General features: G+C 58.4%; 14 protein-coding genes. 5 read left to right on the forward strand and 9 right to left on the reverse strand.

All coding sequences use genetic code 11. The features are described from left to right. Positions 1 to 519: 519 nt before the first annotated feature. Positions 520 to 3,516 (forward strand): class I SAM-dependent DNA methyltransferase, encoded by a 2,997-nt coding sequence (locus ALA01S_RS34715; protein ID WP_084267464.1) that lies wholly within the window; start codon positions 520 to 522, stop codon positions 3,514 to 3,516. A 162-nt stretch (positions 3,517 to 3,678) separates the two neighbouring features. Continuing rightward, a complete protein-coding gene (locus tag ALA01S_RS32890) occupies positions 3,679 to 4,587 on the forward strand; it encodes a hypothetical protein (RefSeq protein WP_157118944.1) in 909 nt (302 codons plus the stop codon). A 670-nt stretch (positions 4,588 to 5,257) separates the two neighbouring features. On the opposite strand, the gene ALA01S_RS31715 is transcribed toward ALA01S_RS32890, so the two are convergent. Next, a complete protein-coding gene (locus tag ALA01S_RS31715; protein WP_084267465.1) occupies positions 5,258 to 6,940 on the reverse strand; it encodes an ATP-binding protein in 1,683 nt (560 codons plus the stop codon). Between the two features lie 86 nt (positions 6,941 to 7,026). Continuing rightward, complete coding sequence (locus tag ALA01S_RS31720) at positions 7,027 to 7,659, reverse strand: response regulator (protein ID WP_084267466.1); 633 nt, start codon at positions 7,657 to 7,659, stop codon at positions 7,027 to 7,029. Between the two features lie 434 nt (positions 7,660 to 8,093). Here ALA01S_RS31720 and ALA01S_RS11860 point away from each other — a divergent pair, with 434 nt between their 5' ends. Continuing rightward, positions 8,094 to 8,393 carry a hypothetical protein gene (locus ALA01S_RS11860; protein ID WP_157118945.1) on the forward strand — a complete coding sequence of 100 codons (300 nt, stop codon included), beginning with the start codon at positions 8,094 to 8,096 and terminating at the stop codon, positions 8,391 to 8,393. Positions 8,394 to 8,781: 388 nt separating this feature from the next. Further along, positions 8,782 to 9,081: a hypothetical protein gene (locus ALA01S_RS11865; RefSeq protein ID WP_157118946.1), complete on the forward strand. Its 300-nt coding sequence runs from the start codon at positions 8,782 to 8,784 to the stop codon at positions 9,079 to 9,081. On the opposite strand, the gene ALA01S_RS31725 is transcribed toward ALA01S_RS11865, so the two are convergent. The 5 genes from ALA01S_RS31725 to ALA01S_RS11890 all read right to left on the reverse strand — a co-directional run bounded on the left by ALA01S_RS31725 (position 9,072) and on the right by ALA01S_RS11890 (position 15,547). Next, on the reverse strand, positions 9,072 to 10,361 hold the full coding sequence (locus ALA01S_RS31725; RefSeq protein WP_084267467.1) for a DUF1173 domain-containing protein: 1,290 nt from the start codon (positions 10,359 to 10,361) through the stop codon (positions 9,072 to 9,074). The two genes, ALA01S_RS11865 and ALA01S_RS31725, sit on opposite strands and share 10 nt — an antisense overlap. A 43-nt stretch (positions 10,362 to 10,404) precedes the next feature. Then, positions 10,405 to 12,624, reverse strand: coding sequence for a hypothetical protein (locus ALA01S_RS11875; protein ID WP_066336448.1), 2,220 nt, complete (start codon positions 12,622 to 12,624; stop codon positions 10,405 to 10,407). A gap of 99 nt (positions 12,625 to 12,723) precedes the next feature. Further along, a complete protein-coding gene (locus ALA01S_RS11880; RefSeq protein WP_066336451.1) occupies positions 12,724 to 13,650 on the reverse strand; it encodes a DsbC family protein in 927 nt (308 codons plus the stop codon). A 2-nt stretch (positions 13,651 to 13,652) separates the two neighbouring features. Continuing rightward, positions 13,653 to 14,774, reverse strand: a complete 1,122-nt coding sequence (locus ALA01S_RS11885) for a secretion/conjugation apparatus DotM-related subunit (RefSeq protein ID WP_066336454.1) — start codon at positions 14,772 to 14,774, stop codon at positions 13,653 to 13,655. 14 nt (positions 14,775 to 14,788) lie between these two features. Next, positions 14,789 to 15,547 (reverse strand): lytic transglycosylase domain-containing protein, encoded by a 759-nt coding sequence (locus ALA01S_RS11890; protein WP_238455775.1) that lies wholly within the window; start codon positions 15,545 to 15,547, stop codon positions 14,789 to 14,791. Positions 15,548 to 15,719: 172 nt separating this feature from the next. Here ALA01S_RS11890 and ALA01S_RS11895 point away from each other — a divergent pair, with 172 nt between their 5' ends. Beyond that, a complete protein-coding gene (locus ALA01S_RS11895) occupies positions 15,720 to 16,088 on the forward strand; it encodes a hypothetical protein (RefSeq protein WP_066336457.1) in 369 nt (122 codons plus the stop codon). A gap of 98 nt (positions 16,089 to 16,186) precedes the next feature. On the opposite strand, the gene ALA01S_RS32895 is transcribed toward ALA01S_RS11895, so the two are convergent. Both ALA01S_RS32895 and ALA01S_RS11900 read right to left on the reverse strand, forming a co-directional pair. Next, complete coding sequence (locus ALA01S_RS32895; RefSeq protein ID WP_157118947.1) at positions 16,187 to 16,555, reverse strand: hypothetical protein; 369 nt, start codon at positions 16,553 to 16,555, stop codon at positions 16,187 to 16,189. Positions 16,556 to 16,641: 86 nt separating this feature from the next. After that, positions 16,642 to 16,884, reverse strand: a complete 243-nt coding sequence (locus ALA01S_RS11900) for a hypothetical protein (protein WP_066336460.1) — start codon at positions 16,882 to 16,884, stop codon at positions 16,642 to 16,644. Positions 16,885 to 16,929: the final 45 nt, after the last annotated feature.

The raw sequence follows: 16,929 nt of genomic DNA on the forward strand, positions 1-16,929 counted from the left end.
CCCCCCCCCCAACGGCCTACCTTCGGGTAGGCCGCCCTATTTCAAGCAGACGCCCCGCTAAGGGGCGTTTTGCATTGCGGCTTACGTCGCCGGTGTCCGCTCCGGTACCGCGTTGATAGTTCGCGCGAGCCTGCTCCGAATCAAGCTATCGCCTCAAGCGCATCCAGGATGTCTGGCCACGTCGGGGCTGCCCCCGCGCTTTCGGTGACGGATGTCCCTGGCGGCGGTGCGAGTCAGGCAGGGTGTGCAGTAGGTGCGGGGTACCTTCCCTCAGAGTCCTGGTAATCGTCGTCTTGGCATCCGTAATGCTGAAAACGCCGTGGCGCAAGTGCTTATCGCCGGCGGCAAGTGGTTAAATTGCAAAGGATTTTGTTGCCTGCCGGGAATTGAGGCGCCGTTGCGCCTGGATGGTGACCCGGCGTCGTGCAGGGCCAGCCCGAAACGCGCTGCAGCTCCCACGGTATCGACGTTTTTGTCCTCTACGATTCGCCCCCAGCATGACGAGAGTGGGTGAGGGAGATGGACGCAAGGGTTGACTCTGCAGCGAGCGATGCGCGCGCTTTCATAAAAAAATGGGGACCGGGCGGGCGTTCGTACACGCTCTCCGAGCGTGCCGGCGCGCAGAAGCACTTCATTGACCTGTGCCGGTTGCTCGCTCTGCCAGAGCCGGACGATCGCGACAGCTACTGCTTCGAGCGTGGCTTGACGAAAACTGGCGCCGGCCGCGGCTGGGCTGACGTCTGGAAGCGCGGCACGTTTGCATGGGAGTACAAAGCGCCTGGCGCAAAGCTCGACGCGGCGCTGCGCCAGCTCATGCAGTACGCGCTGCCGCTGGAGAGCCCACCGCTGCTTGTGGTCAGTGACCGACTGCGCATCGAGGTCCACACGCATTTCACGGGCACCCCCAGCGACTGCCATGTCTTCACGCTGGAGGACCTGGCGGATGCAGCGCAACGCCAGCGCCTGCGCTGGGTATTCACTGACCCAGAGCGTTTCAGGCCAGCGCGTACCAACCGGCAGATCACGGAAGAGGCCGCGCACACGTTTGCCGACACCGCGGCGCGCATGCGTGCCGCTGGCGCGCCGCCAGCGCAGGTCAGCCATTTCCTGACGCAGTGCGTGTTCTCGTTTTTCGCGGAAGACGTCGGTCTTTTGCCGGACCGGCTCTTTGAGCGCTTGGTAGGCATCACTGTGGCGCCCGAGCGGCTACGCGCACAACTCGCGCAACTGTTCAACGCGATGCGCGACGGAGGGCTGTTCGGGGTCAACGACGTGCCCTGGTTTAACGGCGGACTGTTCGCCACGGTCGACGTGCCTCCCCTGACCGCTGAGGACGTGGCCGCGTTGCGTACCGCCAGTGCCCTCAACTGGAGCGCTATCGACCCCGCCATCTTTGGCACGCTGTTCGAGCGCGGGCTAGACCCCAGCAAGCGCGCCCAGCTGGGCGCCCACTACACCGACCCCGCCACCATCGAACGCCTCATCGAGCCTGTCGTGCGGCGGCCGCTGCTGCAGGAGTGGGAGACTGCGAAGGACAAGATTGCGGGACTCCTAGTCAAGCGCGACGAGCTGCGCGACGAGGCCCAGAAGATCCCTAGCACCACCAAGACGCTGCGGGACAAATTCGCGCGCGTGCGCTCGCGGGCGAACGAAGCCGAGCGCGATGCGCAGGACACATTCCTTGGTTTCCTGAACCGGCTGCGCGACTTCCGCGTGCTCGATCCGGCGTGCGGCAGCGGGAACTTCCTGTACCTGGGCTTGAAAACGCTCAAGGATGTGGAACATCAGGCGAATCTGGAAGCGGAGCAGTTGGGCCTGCAACGCCAGTACGACCTGACCGGGCCGCACAACATGCTCGGCATTGAGCTCAACGAGTACGCCGCCGAACTCGCGCGGGTAACGGTGTGGATCGGTGAACTGCAGTGGCGCATCCAGCACGGCTACAGCTTCCGCCTTGACCCGGTGCTGCAGTCCCTGGACCACATCGAGTGCCGCGATGCGGTGATGAACGCAGACGGCACCGAGGCTATCTGGCCAGCGGCTGATGCAGTCGTGGGCAATCCGCCATTTGTGGGCGACAAGAAAATGCGTGGCGAGTTGGGCGTGGATTACACCGAGCGCCTACGCGGCCTCTACGACGGACGCGTGCCGGGAGGGGCAGATCTAGTGTGCTACTGGTTTGAGAAGGCAAAAGCACAGATCGAAGTCGGCACGCTCCAGCGCGCGGGGCTGGTTTCAACGAATTCAATCCGCGGCGGTCGCAACCGTGAAGTGCTGGACCGCATCTGCGCGGCGACTCGAATCTTCGAAGCTTGGGGTGATGAACCCTGGGTGAACAACGGAGCAGCAGTACGGGTCTCCTTAACTTGCTTCGGGTATAGCACTCAGCCAGCAATATTAGATGGTCAAGTGGTGACTTATATTGCGCCGGAATTGGCGGCTTGTGACGTAGCAGCTAACTCGTTGTCGTCAGCTGAAGTGCTTGATGAAAACCTGGGGGCGGCATTTCAGGGGCCAACCAAAGGCGGCAATTTTGATGTGCCAGGTGATACGGCGCGACGGTGGTTGCGCGAACCAGCAGTAGGTGTTCGCAATGCAGATGTGCTGAAGCCTTGGGCCAACGGTCAAGCCGTTGTCGGTCGCTGGCCTGATATGTGGATCATCGACTTTGGCGATATGTCTGAGGAGGATGCCGCACGGTACGCTGCGCCGTTCGAATGGGTGAATACAAATGTTCGGCCAGAGCGTGCAAGCAATGCCGAAAAGAGAACTAGGGAATTCTATTGGCAGTTCAAGCGTTCTGGGGCTGATCAAAAGACGGCGGTACAATCTCTTTCGCGCTATATTGCGACGCCAGAAGTTTCAAAGCATCGGGTGTTTGTCTGGCTGCCAACGTCCGTTGCGGCTGACAAAAATCTTGTCGTGGTGGCTCGCCAAGATGATGCTACTTTTGGAGTGCTGCAGTCGCGATTCCATGAAATTTGGGCTCTGCGGCAGGGTACTAGCTTAGAAGATCGACCAAGGTACACGTCTAGCACGACATTTCGGACATTCCCGTTTCCTGAGGGATTGACCCCACAGAACACGTCACACCAGCGCACGGAGATTTTGGCCTCTGGTGCGGTCATTCCTGCTGATTTAGATACTAGCGTGCGAAAACATGCCGTGGCTATTGCCAATGCTGCACAGCGTCTGATTACTTTGCGTGAAGCATGGTTGAATCCGCCAGAATGGACAGAGCAGCAGGCCGAAGTGAAGCCAATTGGCATGAAGGTTTCCCCCTACCCACATCGAATTGTGTCTAAGGCAGGTTTTGAAGGAGACGTGAAGAAACGCACACTGACGAACCTGTACAACAAGCCGCCCGCTTGGTTGACGCAAGCGCACGCAGCCTTGGATAAAGCAGTTGCCGTAGCGTATGGTTGGACCGAAGCCCCAGGCTCGCTCAGCGATGATGAGGTGCTGAAGCGACTTCTGGCAGCCAATCAAGCTCGATCTGCAAAAGCAGTCGCCTAATGAAGATTGCTGGTCTGCTGGTCCTGGATGACAGCTGAACTTTGCGCAACTCGCTACAAAGGCCGGTACAGGCCTTGCGTCATGGCCCTGCTTGTGAAAGAAAAGCGCTGCCGCAAAAAAACGGGCCGCATGCGGTTTTTTTAATTGATCAGTGAGGCTTAAGTGCAGCACGACGACGAAGTTCTTCAGTTCAACTCCGTTCAGGAGTTCCAGTCTCGCCCCCTGTTTCACACAGCATTAGTCGCTGCCGCGGAAGATCTTGAGAAAATTGTTGGAAAGTATCTTCTGCCCGAGCCAAGAATGGCCTGGATCTGCTGTGGTTTGAATAACTGCGACCAACCTCATCGACGCGGCTATATTGTTCGTCTTCGGGATGGCAGAGAAACGAACTGTGGTCACAACTGCGGCAGCAACCATTTTGGTGTCAAATGGGAAGAGCTGGAGGCGGCAGCTGCAAAAACAGAAACGGCAGCCGCAACCAGAAAATCCGTAGAAGCTATTCTTGCTCAGAAGCAAGCTCTCTTAGATCGCGCAAATAGCCTTATTTCATCATGCGCAAAATTTGAGTATAAAGTGCTGATGGTAAATGCATTATTACTACAGCACACAACTCTCTGGAGACATATTAAGGAGTGCGCGAAGCTGGATGGAGCTGTTCGTATAGAAGTTGCATTGCCATCAAATTCCATCAATTACACTTACGGAAGCAAAGGAGCCCTAAAGACAGTCGCCACCATTGATGGTATAAGGCTTTTGACAGAGGATTTTATAAAATACTCAAATGTGATAAGTAAATCAGTTATTCCGGAGCTAAACTCATGGTCTGCTACAGAGCTTGAGGGCAAATCGCAAAAGGAGCTCGCCGCCTATTCGCAGCGCGGGCAAGCGTTTATTGGGACTTTGAATAGGGCCGAAAAACAGCTACAGACCAGTCATCTGTTGTTTCGAAAAGGCAACTTGGAAAAAATAAAACTAATCGTTCAATATAAAATGCGAAGTCGCGAAAAGACTTCATCCCTGCTTAAGGATGTTGATGCGGTAGTTGCTATTGAATCTATAGTAGCCCCTTAGGAATGTTGAGTGTCCCTTGGCGATCTTGAACAGGCGCCGCAGCGCCTCAATGCCGGTCTGCTCCAACCCATCGCACCTGTTGACGGCGGTCTAAAAGCGCGGTTTGGCGGTCACGACGCACTTTTTGGTCGCCATCGATACCGGCTGGCCAGCACATGACAGTGCGCGCCCGCACGTGGTCGGCGAGGTGAAGTCGCCAAGGGCCGGTGTCTGTGCTCAGGAAGGGCGCTCGCGGCCCCGTGGGCGGCGCAGGAATCTCAGACGCACATAGGGCGTGAGTGGCTGCCGACAGTAGCTGCAGCACCACTGGAGCGGCACCGCAACGGCCGGCACCATGGCGGCGGAGGCCGTCCCGTCAACCTGGGCTGCCAAGCAACCCTAGTGCGTCACGGTGCTGGCGGCGTCGTTTTCGGTAACGTCGGTGGGGGACGCTGCCGCCACCTGTTGACGGGCGCGCCAGCGCCGTGAGCGTTCGGTGTCACTTTCCGCCGTATAGACGCCACGGCGTTTTCGGCGTCATGAAGCCACGCGGTTTCCGCCGTAATTGAGCCACTTCGTTTTCGGCATATAGGAGCCACTGAAGAGCTAACGGATACCTCGATCTGAGCCCGGCCACGCCGGTGCTGAAGTGTGTGCAAAGCTCACTTCCTGCCACGTGCCAGTGCGACGTTCATTCAGGAATGCTGCCGTATTGGAGGGGAATTGTCGCGGAAACCCTGGTGCCCGCATTAACTCCAGTTCTGATATCTAGCTTTCCCTGGAATGCGGCCACACGTTCCCTCATTCCAATCAGACCAATACCGGGAGAAGGCATGCTGCTGTCGTAGCCTCTCCCGTTATCTTCAATGACTATCTCAAGCATTGCTTTTTCGGAATAATGCTTCAGAGATACGTTTACAGCGGTAGCGCCGGAGTGCTTAATGACATTGGATAACGCCTCTTGTACAAGTCTATATGCTGCTATCGAAACGCCGCTTTCAAGCTTCGACATGTCGCCTGCTGCTTGAAAGGAAAAATGGAAGCCCTGATGGGCAATGCCATAACCGCGGACCATTTCGTCGACAGCTTGGTCCAGTCCAAGTACATCAAGTATTTCAGGGCGCAACCTTTTGACCAAGGCCCGCCCTTGGGTATAAAGATCATTTGTGTGCTCACTGATTGATGAAGCCCGCTCGGCGATTTCAATCAATGTTGGGTCGGGTTTGTTTGATGCTGCTAGCTTGATGATGCCCTGGGCGTCGTTGCGTACGCGAATGGCAATTGCGTTCAACACGTCATGGATTTCATGCGAGATGCTGCGCCGTTCTTCTTCCGCGACGCTTTGGAGTTGGTGGATCAGCGTCTGCCGTTCGCGATGAATCTTTTCTGCAGACTCCCTGGCCGTAGCCAGTGCGTGGGTCCGCATAATTGCAGTTGAGGCGCCTACTGCCCCAATAATGCATGCGCCTGCAGCCAGCAGGGCACCCCAGGCCAGCGCCGTGGCATCTGACATAACGGGTTCCGTCGCTAGGGAAACCGTTGCGTAGAAGTTGGTTCCATCCAGGCGCTCAAAAGCGGTCACTTTCTCCACGCCATCGTTTGGATCAATGGCCTTGATTACGCCGTTATCCAATCCTGCCATGATCTGAGCTCCAACATCGTCACGACCTTGAATGCGGCCGTCAGACAACGTATATCTCGGGAAACTTATAAGGACGCGTTGGGGGTCGCGCAGCGTACTCGAAGAGTTTGGGCCAAAATTCAGAGTGCGGTAGTAGGAGAAGAATATATTTTCGGCAGAAAGATTCAGTTGTACGACACCGCAAAAGGTGCCGTCAGGAGCGGCATAGCGCCGTGATACATGAATGCCATGCTTCCCGCTGGCGCGACCGTCTTCGACATTGCTAATGAACAGATCTTGGCCGTCCCGGTTTGCCTTGAAATATTCGCGATCGCTGAGATCAGTACCATCTTGCCCAACCACCCCAACAATTCTTATCCCCTGTTCATTGATCAAGGTGAATGACGCAATGCCTGGCAGACGGTCGCGGTGGTCCCGAAGCAACTTCAGGATATACGCTTTTCTTTCAAAAGTGATTGGCTGGAGAAAGTCGCCTGGAGTGAGATGGTCAGCCAAGTCGCGCAATATGACGTCGGCCATTTTGAATCCGAACCTGTCGTGCTCAGCAATCAGGTGAGCATAAGAAGTTGCTTGGTCATTAAGGCGCGCACTGGCCTGTGAAATGGAATGGCGTGCCAAGTAGGCAAGGAGAGCCACACCAACAGATATAGTCAGCCACAAGATGCCGATAATGATGCCAACATTAAATCTAGATATTTTTAAGTCGCGGCGGCCAAGCCTAAAGATCATCATCTCAGTTCCAGCCTTTGAAGGGCTGGTGTGTCTTTGTCTGTAAGCATCGTTCGCTCACGGTCGGTACAAGCAAAGTGACGGGCCTGCTATTCAATCAATTCATACTTCAACGCAAGCCGGGTAATGTCGGCGGCACGCTGCACGCCTAAAGATTCCTTAATCGACTTGGTGATCATTCCAATGGTCTTTGGATGCAAACTCAAATCGCCAGCAATCTCCTCGTTGGTCAAGCCTTTGGCCATCAACCTGAAAACAGTTAACTCCCGGTCATTCAGTTTTTCCGCTGGTGACTCTTCGCCTCGTACCGTCAAAAGTGCAATTTGCTTGGCTACTTCAGGATGTAGGTACGTATTTCCGTCGTGAGCGGTTTTGATAGCCTCTGCGACGCATTCCAGTGGTGCACTTTTTGGTAAGAACGCTTTGCCGCCAAGCCGGTATGCCTCGCGCACAATATGGGGTTGATCAAATTGAGAATAGAAAACAATCCGTGCCGAGGAATCATATGTCAATATCTCGCGCGCTACATCCAAACCTCTGATTGCGCCAATTCTAAGATCCAATACCAATACGGTTGGCTTCGATGTTACGTACCTGCTGATAACTTGTGTGCCATCAGCAATCGCATCGACTTGATCAATGCCAAAAAGCTTGAGGTCTTGCTGAAGGCTTCGTGTGATTGGCGGATGGTCGTCAGCTACCAGCACTCGAATCGGAGTCATGCAAGAACCTCCCCTGTGCAACTGACACAGCACGCAATTGCAGCCCCATACGCCGATACAAGGGGTTGCGCGAACCAAGAAGCAGATCTACCGCTAGCCACTTGCCCGTGATGCGATATTTCCAGACGTTATTTCCAGTCTAGACGGTGGTTCTACCCGTATCGCGTGAACTTACGTGTGGAAACTCCTCAAGGCGGCGTAAAAGTTCGTTTCGGTTCACAGGTTCGTGTTGCCTCATCGGATATTGTGAGGGCACTGGTGGAGTGCTTTTTGGCTCCTTGATGTAGCGCCATTGCGTGGGCGGGTGCCTTTCGAGGCCAATCAGCGCAGGGAGTGACCGCATGCCCGTGACCTCAGCTGTTAGACCCATGGTCGCCGTAAGTCCTCCTACAAGCCGTTCGGCTGGCGACCGACAGAGAAGGTGCGGCAGCAGCATGAAAGTACGTTCGCCCGCAGCGGCGTCGGCCCCAGATGATGTCGCCCGACTCGGCAAAGAGCTCGAACATGCCGAGGGCGTCGTGCGCCTTCTGTGCACCGCGGATCTGTGCCTGAAGAACGGCGATGACGCTGCGCTGTACGCCTTGGGGTTCTCGCAGGAACACGTCGATGACCTGCGCTCAAGAAGCGATGGCAACCCCGGGTATCCTGCTTACGCAATGCGCAACGCGCGCTGGCAGGTTCAGTGGTTGCGCAAGCGCTTGTTGCTGGCCAAGCAGATGGTCGCGATCCTTTGAACTGGCTGGGCAACGTTGCCCGGGTTTTCCTCCGCTGTGGTCCTGCGGCTTATGGCTGCGCTCACAGGAAATGCTCCTTGCCTTGGCGCTCGGCTGCGCTTGTCGGCCGGGGCACAGCTTCTCGCCCAGTTCTATCCCAGGTGCGTGAAGGCCGCGCACGGCGCCAGCGCCACGGATAGTGGCTCACCACGTCGACCGACTGGACCGCTGGCGGGGGCTCTACCCAGGCCTGCGCCGACCTCCAGGACGTGCGCCGAGGCACCAAGTGCCTATCCTGCGGCCAGCCAGTAGGCCGGTAGCAACGGACGTGGGCGAGAATTGCGCAATTCTTTTGTGCAGTTCGCTGCTGCGGCGGGCGTGACGTCTTCCAGTGGCAGCGGACCTGGCCATGTCCAAATCACGCACCCCTGCCGTACCGCCTCCCGAGTCGACGTCCCAAGAGCCGAGCGCGCAACTTTCCAGCTCTCATTCCTCCACCGCCACGGCCTTGGAGGGCGAGAAGGCCAGCGCGCGGGAGAACAAAACGATCCGGCTGCGGGTTGCCTTCGAAGCTCGGATCAAAGGTGAGGCCTATCGGCGCACCATCGCGGAAGGGCGCCGGGTCACGGAATCAGACATCATCGACGAGGCGTTGGAAGCGTACTTCCGCAGCCTTGATGAAAGCGCTGACCCAACCGGTCAGCCTTGATCTGCATCTGCCGGTTCTGCCGTAGCCTCGCCGTCGCCGCTATCGGCCAGCAGCGCGACGTTCAGCCTCATCGGCGTGAAGTCATTCAACGCCGGCAACGCAGGACACGCTTCGAGGCCTGCATGCCAGATCCAGGCCGGAAATTCACTGTGGTCCAGCATGTCCTGCAGCGCTGCCACGTAGTCACCGCCTACGCCCGGGACGACGACGTATATGGCCACCGGCCGTGGCCGTGTGTCCGTGACAACAGCGACCGCGACGGGCCGGTCTGACGCCAAGTTGTAGCGTAGGCAACGGCGAAAGCGCCGGCCATCACCCGCCAGGCTGCTGAGCAGCTGCTGGTCGTACAGGTCATCGACCGGTAGCCACGATGAGTTGGCCAGCAGAAACGACATCTCGTTGATGGCCATCATCCCCGCGGGCCCAACTCCGAAAGTAGCAACAATCATCAGGTGGGTACTGGGATCGGCATTCCACAGCGCCAACTCGTTCTTGAATCGCTTTTCCATGCGCCGTCCGATCTGCTCGTCCAGATTGAACGCCAGATACGGCAAATGCTTGATGACGACCTTGAAGCCGTACCGCGCAGTATTAACGGCCTTTACTTCGCCAACGAGCACCATCAGTTCCTGGCGCTTTCCAACGGCATACAGCGGGGCAAAGGCCTCGGCCTGCTTGCGCTCTATTTCCTGCTTTCGCTCTACCGCAAATTGTTCAGGAATGAAAAGCTTCCCCGCAAGCGCGTGCCCTTTGACGGATTTAGCAGCCGCTGCGGCCAGCAATTCGCGACGCACCACGTACCAACTGCGCTTGCCCTCCATGGCAGGCGACCATGAATTCAGGCCAGCTTCTTCCCAGAGATAATGCAGAAGGCCGCGTAGCGTCAACTTCGTGCCATCGCTCTTTACCGTATCGGATTCTCGGCCAGATGCCACAGGCATGGCGCGGCCCGCCAGCTTGGAGAGGCTGAAGTCCAGCTTCAGTGCCACCGATCCGGTTTCAGTGTCCTCAATAATCGCTGTGCCAGCAACCTCGCCTAACCCTGAGAGTTCCGCCGGCGGATCAAATGACGAACATTCTGGAGAATGCAGATTGCCCGTATTGGGCATGCGCTTGACGACGTGGCGGTGACCGACAGCCGCTATATACATTGGCACGCCCGAGTCTTGACACAGACACAACGGCCATTCCTTGGCTGCGTATGCTGTAGCCACCAATTCATCAAAACCTTCATCGCCAGGTCGTGTCCTGGCTCCGCTCACCAGTAAGTGCATTCCCATGGTTGCTCCTTTGCGTCAGGATCTGACGGCGATGCGGTTTTGGTCATTCAGCATATGCGTCTTCAGTTTCTCCGTCGTCCTCGGGAGTTTCGTCCTTCGGGGGGTCGTCGTAATTGGCTTCATGCATGTTGCCCGTCTTGCCGGCGGCCTCGCAACGCTGCAATGCAGCGCGGGCCGCCTGGAAAAGAACAATTCCGCGTTCGGCGGGAGAAACCTCAAAGCGCTGAATATCGTTCATATGATCCGCGGCGTCGCGGCACGCCTGCAAGATCGGATCCTTCAGCTTCGGCATGTACGGCGACTCCGCCCGGCGTATGTAAGCGGCAATCGGGTCTGTGAACCTGGCATCCTCGCGAATCAGTGCGGCTGATCTCGGCAGACGCTTGAAGACAGGACGCTCAATCTGCAGGAAGCGGTTAAGCCGTGCGGGCAGTTGAGAGGATTGAAGTTCAGCTTCAGGTAAGTAGAACGAGGCGCTGGGCAAAACACTGTTTTTGAAAATTACCAATCCTTCGCCTGCGTTCAGATTCTTGAGTTCTCCCAAAGAAATGCGATCACGCCTTTCAATATTTGCCGAATCCTGCGCGGTGAATTTGGTGGAGAAAGTCCCCACCACCGCTTCATGCCCGGAAAGCATGCTGTAGTAACCTTCGCCGCCTGCCTTTCGAATCAGATCAAAGGTATCTTCAGGGTCTTCAAGTGCCAGTGTCCACTTGATCTTGGTGTTGGCGATGACGGAGGCTGTTTCGTCGCCAGCGGCTGCACGTTTCATGCCTTGCACATCCTGGACGCTGGCCACCATCATGAAACCCAATTCTCTGGCCTGAGCGAACATCACGGCCAGTCCTTCCGCAAACCAGTACGCAAGTTCGTCGTTGATAATGATGTACGGATAAGGCCGGTTTGAAGGTCGCAGGTCAAGAATTGATTTCTTGGTGCCCTCCATTTTGTAGCCCAGGGTTTGGGCCATCATCAGGCGCTGCGTGGCTGTATGCAGTTGACCCACTGCCGCTGCTTCTGAAGGGGATTTTTCAAGCGAAGGTATCAGTACTGTCAATATCCTGTTGTTCAGCAATACGTCCAGCGGGTCAATTTCTCCATACTTGTCCAGAAAAATATGCCCGTAGGTATCCATCATCATGGACAGTGTCCGGGCCAATTGGCCTGTGAGGAAGCCGTGTTGATTGAATACTTCAGGGTCCCATTGGGACGGGTCTTCTGCGAGAGCAGGATTGAAACCAGGCAATCCAGTTTCAAAGTAAGCCTTCAAGGGAAGAAAGGCTGTCTCCGGCAGCTTGCCTTGCCTGCCTTCAATATAAAACTGCACCAAGTTGTTGAGCGCCAGATAATGGCGTATGACGCCAATCGACAAGTCAAGCTCGCCCCGCGCCCTTTTATAGCAAAGCGTGCGCAGCAAGGCGTCAACCATATTCAACGCTTTTTGCTGCCAGCTGGCGCCGTCGCCGCTGGTGATCCGCGGCAGGAGCGATGCGAGCAACTGCAAAAGGAAATCAGCCGCACCTTCCGAAAATGCGTTTGTCCCATTGGATTGGGGTAGTGAAGGAATGCCGCTGGTGTAGTTGCCGTCCTCCATGGCGACGAAGCGCTTGAAGGGGTCTTCGCCGCCGGTGAGGTAGTTGAGACACAGGAAATCGTCTTCGCGGCCGAAACGACGGCTCAACGACCACACGGAGAAGGGAAGTGCCACGCTCGCTTTCCCGTCGCCGAAGGTAAAGCCAGAACCCCAGCACAATGGGTTGTAGGCCACCCCGAGCAGCGTCACGGTCTTGCCGCTGCCCGTGGTGCCGTCGAGAAACATATGGGTGCGCGCATCCGAGTTCGTCAGCCACAGCTCGCGCCCGTATTCGTGCATCTGTGGCGAGCGCAAGTAACCCAGGTACAGGATGCCGCCGGCGACGGCGAGTTTTCTCAATGCCCGGGTCCTGCGCATCAGGCCAAAGAACAGCGATTCCTCGACCATCTCTTCGGTGTAGTCCGTGCGGTCGAGCCCGCCGGCGTCCTTGGGCATGCGCAGCGGCATGCGGAATTTCTGGTCCTGAAAGAAGATGGTCGCCGCCCATACCGTGATGAGCCAGGCTGGCCAAAGGGCAGGCAGATAGAGCTGCAACCCTACGAACACCACCATCCAGAACCTGAAGACCGTGGGCCGCAGGAACGATGAGGCGAAGCGCTGTCCTGCGGTGCGGGTGTCGCGTGTGAGCTTTGCCGGATCAATTTCATGCTGCTGGTTAAGGGCGGCCACGCTTCACTCCTTTTTTCGGGCAGGGCAGGGCGTCACTGGGCTCGCCCTAAGCGCGCCGGCGGCCTTGAAGGCCGGCTGGCGTGCGGGAAGACGCCAAGCTCAGCGCCGCAGCGCTGCACGCATCCAGCTGTCCACGCTCTGGGCGTTGAGCGGCATGTTCTCCGGCATGATTCGGCCGTCCGCTGCCACGATCGCGGGCGTGCCGGGCAGGCTCAGCACGCGAAAGATCTGGTCATTGGCAGCCACCGCGCGTGGACCTTCCTCGCACGCGGGGGCACCCTCCACGGTGCCTCCAGCCACCAGCTTTTTCCATCCCGCAGCACGTGCCTTGGCATCGGTGCACAGCAGCTGCGCAACGCGGCCCGATGACGACGTGCCGCCGATGACGCTGACCGGGAACACTTCGACGGTGTAGGTCTTCGCAAGCACGTCGAGCTCGCGCTCGAAGTCGCGGCAGTGAGGGCAGCTGGGATCGGAGAACACGTACAGCTTGCCGGCCGAGCCCGTTGAAACCTTCACCGAGAAGCGGCCGGCCTGCGCGGCGTTTTCCATGCCTTTGGCTACGTCCGCTTCGGGCGGCTGCATTGGAGTCCCAGGAAGGCCTGGTGCGGCCGCGAGCTGGGCGGGCGCGGGCAACGGCTGCCCCGCGGCCATGGGCGGCAGCACGCCGGCCTGCCGTGTCGCGGCGACGTTGAGCGCCAAGGCCGTCACGACCGCGGCCGCTGGCGCCACGCCCCACAGGACTGCGGACTTGAGGGTGCCCACGATGCGCTGGCGCCTGGCGTACTGCTGCACGGCGCCGCGCAGCAGCTGCAGCCCGTTGGTCGCCAGCTGCTCGCTGGCGAAGCGCTCGATCACGAAGCCGGCATCTGAGGTGTGGTACTGGCCGTGCACCTCTAGGCCGTTCTTCCTGAGGGTCAAGCCCTTGTCGAGGGCCAAGGTGCTGACGCCGCCGGAGTCGCCGGTGCTGCCGAACTCGACATAGAGCGAGCGGCCGAAGGGTCGGATGGTGTCGGTGACAGGCACGGTCAGTCCTTTCGCGGCCGCATGAGGCCGATCTTGACGAGGTACTTTTCGACGCCGTCGATGGCGTCATCCACGAAGGGTTCGGTGAGCGCATAGCCCCGGTCGTGCGCGAAGTCTTCCCACAGTGCTTGGGTGAAGACCGCCGCGCTTTCCATGAAGGGCGTCTTGCGGCCTGTGGTGTTGAGGGCGTACCAAAGACCTCGGTCCATGCCCTTGAGCCAGCGGAAGTGAGACGACGGCAGCGCCCCGGAGTGCATCACTTGCTTGTGCATGCTGTGCAGCAGCGTCCGGGGGTAGGGATGCTTGGCCAGCCACTGGAGCGCGTCAGGGTGCTTTGCGTAGCGCTCGAACGCGCGCTGCGCCAGGGTCAGGTCAGGGTAGCCACGCTGACCGTTGAACGTGCCGGTGTGGCAAGACCGGTTGAGCTTGTCCAGCAGCTTCTGCGCTTCACCCACGTCGCTTCCATTGGAGAGCAGGCGTGCGCCGAAAACCGCGAACAGAGCGCGCTCGTGCGGCTGCATCTCACTGAGCTCTGTGATTGGCTTGCCCAGGTCCGCGATCAGCAACTCGCGGCACCTGGCGCGGTCAAGGACGCCATCGACCAGCAACGCATGCTGTGCAACCCACTCTTCAGGATTGAGCGAGCTGCGGTGCTCCTTCGGGTCCGTGTTGAGCAGCAGGGTGTCCTTGTCGCCGTAGTAAAGCGCCGGGATGACGGCTGGCGCGTGCCTGGCCATGATCCAGGGCAGGGAGGCGGCGTCGATTCGCCTGCGCGTGAGGTTGGCCCTATGGCGCGTGGCCAGCACCACGGCGCGCACGGACAACGCAATGGGCAGCACGACGAAGAAGCGGCCTGCGGTGTCCATCACATCGAGCAACTGCTGCGGCGACAGCTGCGCAGGCTTCATCGCCAGCGCCGCTGCCTGTGCACGCCAAGTCCGCACCGCCTCGGGCATCCACGACCAGTCCAGCAGCCCGAGTTGCGTCCAGGTCCACAACAGCGCGTAGTAGCTGATCACCTCGTGGTACTCGTGCCAGAGGAACCAGACAAAGCCCCCGACCAAAGCGGCCGCGGCAAGGTAGACGAAACCCATGTCGTCGGTACGAGGGCCGTAGGTGCGCATGGCGTTTCCCTTGCTCAAAACCGCAGCGATGCGTCATAGACGCGGCGTGCAAAAGAGGGCCCGTGCAGCGTCAGGACGCTGCGGACGTAGTTCTGCGTTTCGGGGTATGGCGGGATGCGCATGCCGTACTTCGCAACGGCCCCTTCCCCTGCGTTGTAGGCCGCCAGGGTCAGCTCCAGGTTGCCGCCGAACATCTCCCACAGTCCGCGCAGGTGCTGCGTGCCCACGTCGATGTTGGTCGCCGGCGTGAAGAGATCCGTGGTCGTGCTGATGCCGTAGCGCGCAGCAGTGCCGGGCATCAGCTGCATCAACCCTCGAGCACCCTTGGGGGAAACCGCGCTCGGGACAAACTGCGACTCGACCGCGATGACGGCGTTGATGAGCTGCGGGTCGAAGCCGTGGCGACGTGATGCGGCGTCCACCAGGGGTGCCACGGCATCGCGTGGTGCAGGCGCGCCAGGTGGTGTGCTGGAGGGGTAGCGTCCGACACCGGTCCAGAAGTCGCCACCGGCCTGGTTAATCTCGTAGCGCAGCACGTACGCCGCTGCGCGCGCAGACCAGCACAGGTCGCTCTTGACCGTTTCGGTGCGCAAGCCCGTTGTCCGGGCCAGATACTGCCGCCAGCTCGGGTTCACGGGAAACGCAGCGCTGGCCAGGTCGGCCGCCGTGGGTGCGTCATCCGGCAGTAGAGCCAGCTTCAAAGCGAGCAGCGCACGTGCGGGCACCGAGTAGTCCGCCGCGGCCTGGATCACACACGCAGGGGGAGAAGCCACGTCCAACGCCACTGTCATCGCATCTACCTCGACATGCACACCACAAGGGTGCCCAAGTTCCGTATTAATGCAATGATGCGGAATTGAAGGGGCTGAGTCCAGCCCATGCCGCGGCGCTGGTTTCCGGGTGTGTGCAGCCCGTGCGGTCGCGGCGCTACACGAAGGAGACGCCATGTCGGTGCCAGAGCTCAAAGTCGTTCCGGCCTATTGGGCATCCACTGCGACTGGGCACAGCGTGCCCCTCGTCGTGTCGCTGTTGCTTTTCGACTGCGAGCAAAAGCCCAGGTTGGCGCCGGCGGTTGAGGCTTCCATCAATCGGACCGTCGATGCGACTGGCCGCGAGGGCCTGGCTACCGTGACGGTGATGGACGCCGACGATCTTTCGAAAACGCTGGGCCGTGCCATGGCCCGTGCCGTCGTCATGCCGGGCGTTATCGTGCTGGTGCGCTGTCAAAGCGCGGAAGGCGCAGAGCGAGTGATGAACTGGCTCCACAACTCTTACACGCTGGCCCTTGTACGCGATGTGCCCCACAGTGCCTGACTGGTGCCGCTGCCGTCGAGTCCTACAGCGGCACACCGTAGGAATTAGCTCAATTGGTGCGACTGTTTTTATTAATTGCTGCGCCGATCAATGTGCTTTTACTCATATTTTTTGATCCCGTCCATCTCCTGCTGTGTTTTGTCTTTAATTTCCGCAAAGGAAACCGACGGCAAAGTGACTTCGGCTTGAATATAAAACATTTCCTGAAAATTCAATGGACGTCCAAGCCTTCGCTCTTCAGCTTGAACATTAAGTTGCACACGCGCGGCTCGTTCTATCGCCTGGGCCTCAAGTTGGGCAACAAAACGGGCTTGGAGCAAAGCGTCTTTTTTGCGCTGCACCTCACCCTTCCAATAAATCCACAATGCACCTAATAATCCTACGCCAATGCCAATAATAAGGTTCCATGGGAAAATTTCGCTGCTGAATAGGCTATGTGAAGGCGGCATTTTGGCAAAGGTTTCCATTGTGCTAACTCCTCTTGCTTGGTGAGTAACCAGACAGCGCGACCGCGGATGCTCTGTAAGACCATATGAAAAGTGGGTGCAACGGCTCAATCCCTGAATCCGCGCACCTCTTGCCACGCAGCGAATATGCTGGCCGGGATGGCAAGCACCAAACTGCCAAGGATGAGGCGCAGCACCAGCGGGGATACCCGTTGTTCGTGTAATGGCGAGAAGACAATCCAGCGCAACCAGTCAACCAACGCGTGGCCGATCAGGTATGCCAATGCCACAACCACGAAGAACCACATCACAAGCGACCACCCTGAATTGGACTTGATATCCACCTTCATGTTGATCCCTGGTTGTATTTATATCGGCGCCAACAGCGGCGCCGG

It is taken from the genome of Azohydromonas lata NBRC 102462 (genome assembly GCF_001571085.1).
GTDB lineage: Bacteria > Pseudomonadota > Gammaproteobacteria > Burkholderiales > Burkholderiaceae_C > Azohydromonas > Azohydromonas lata.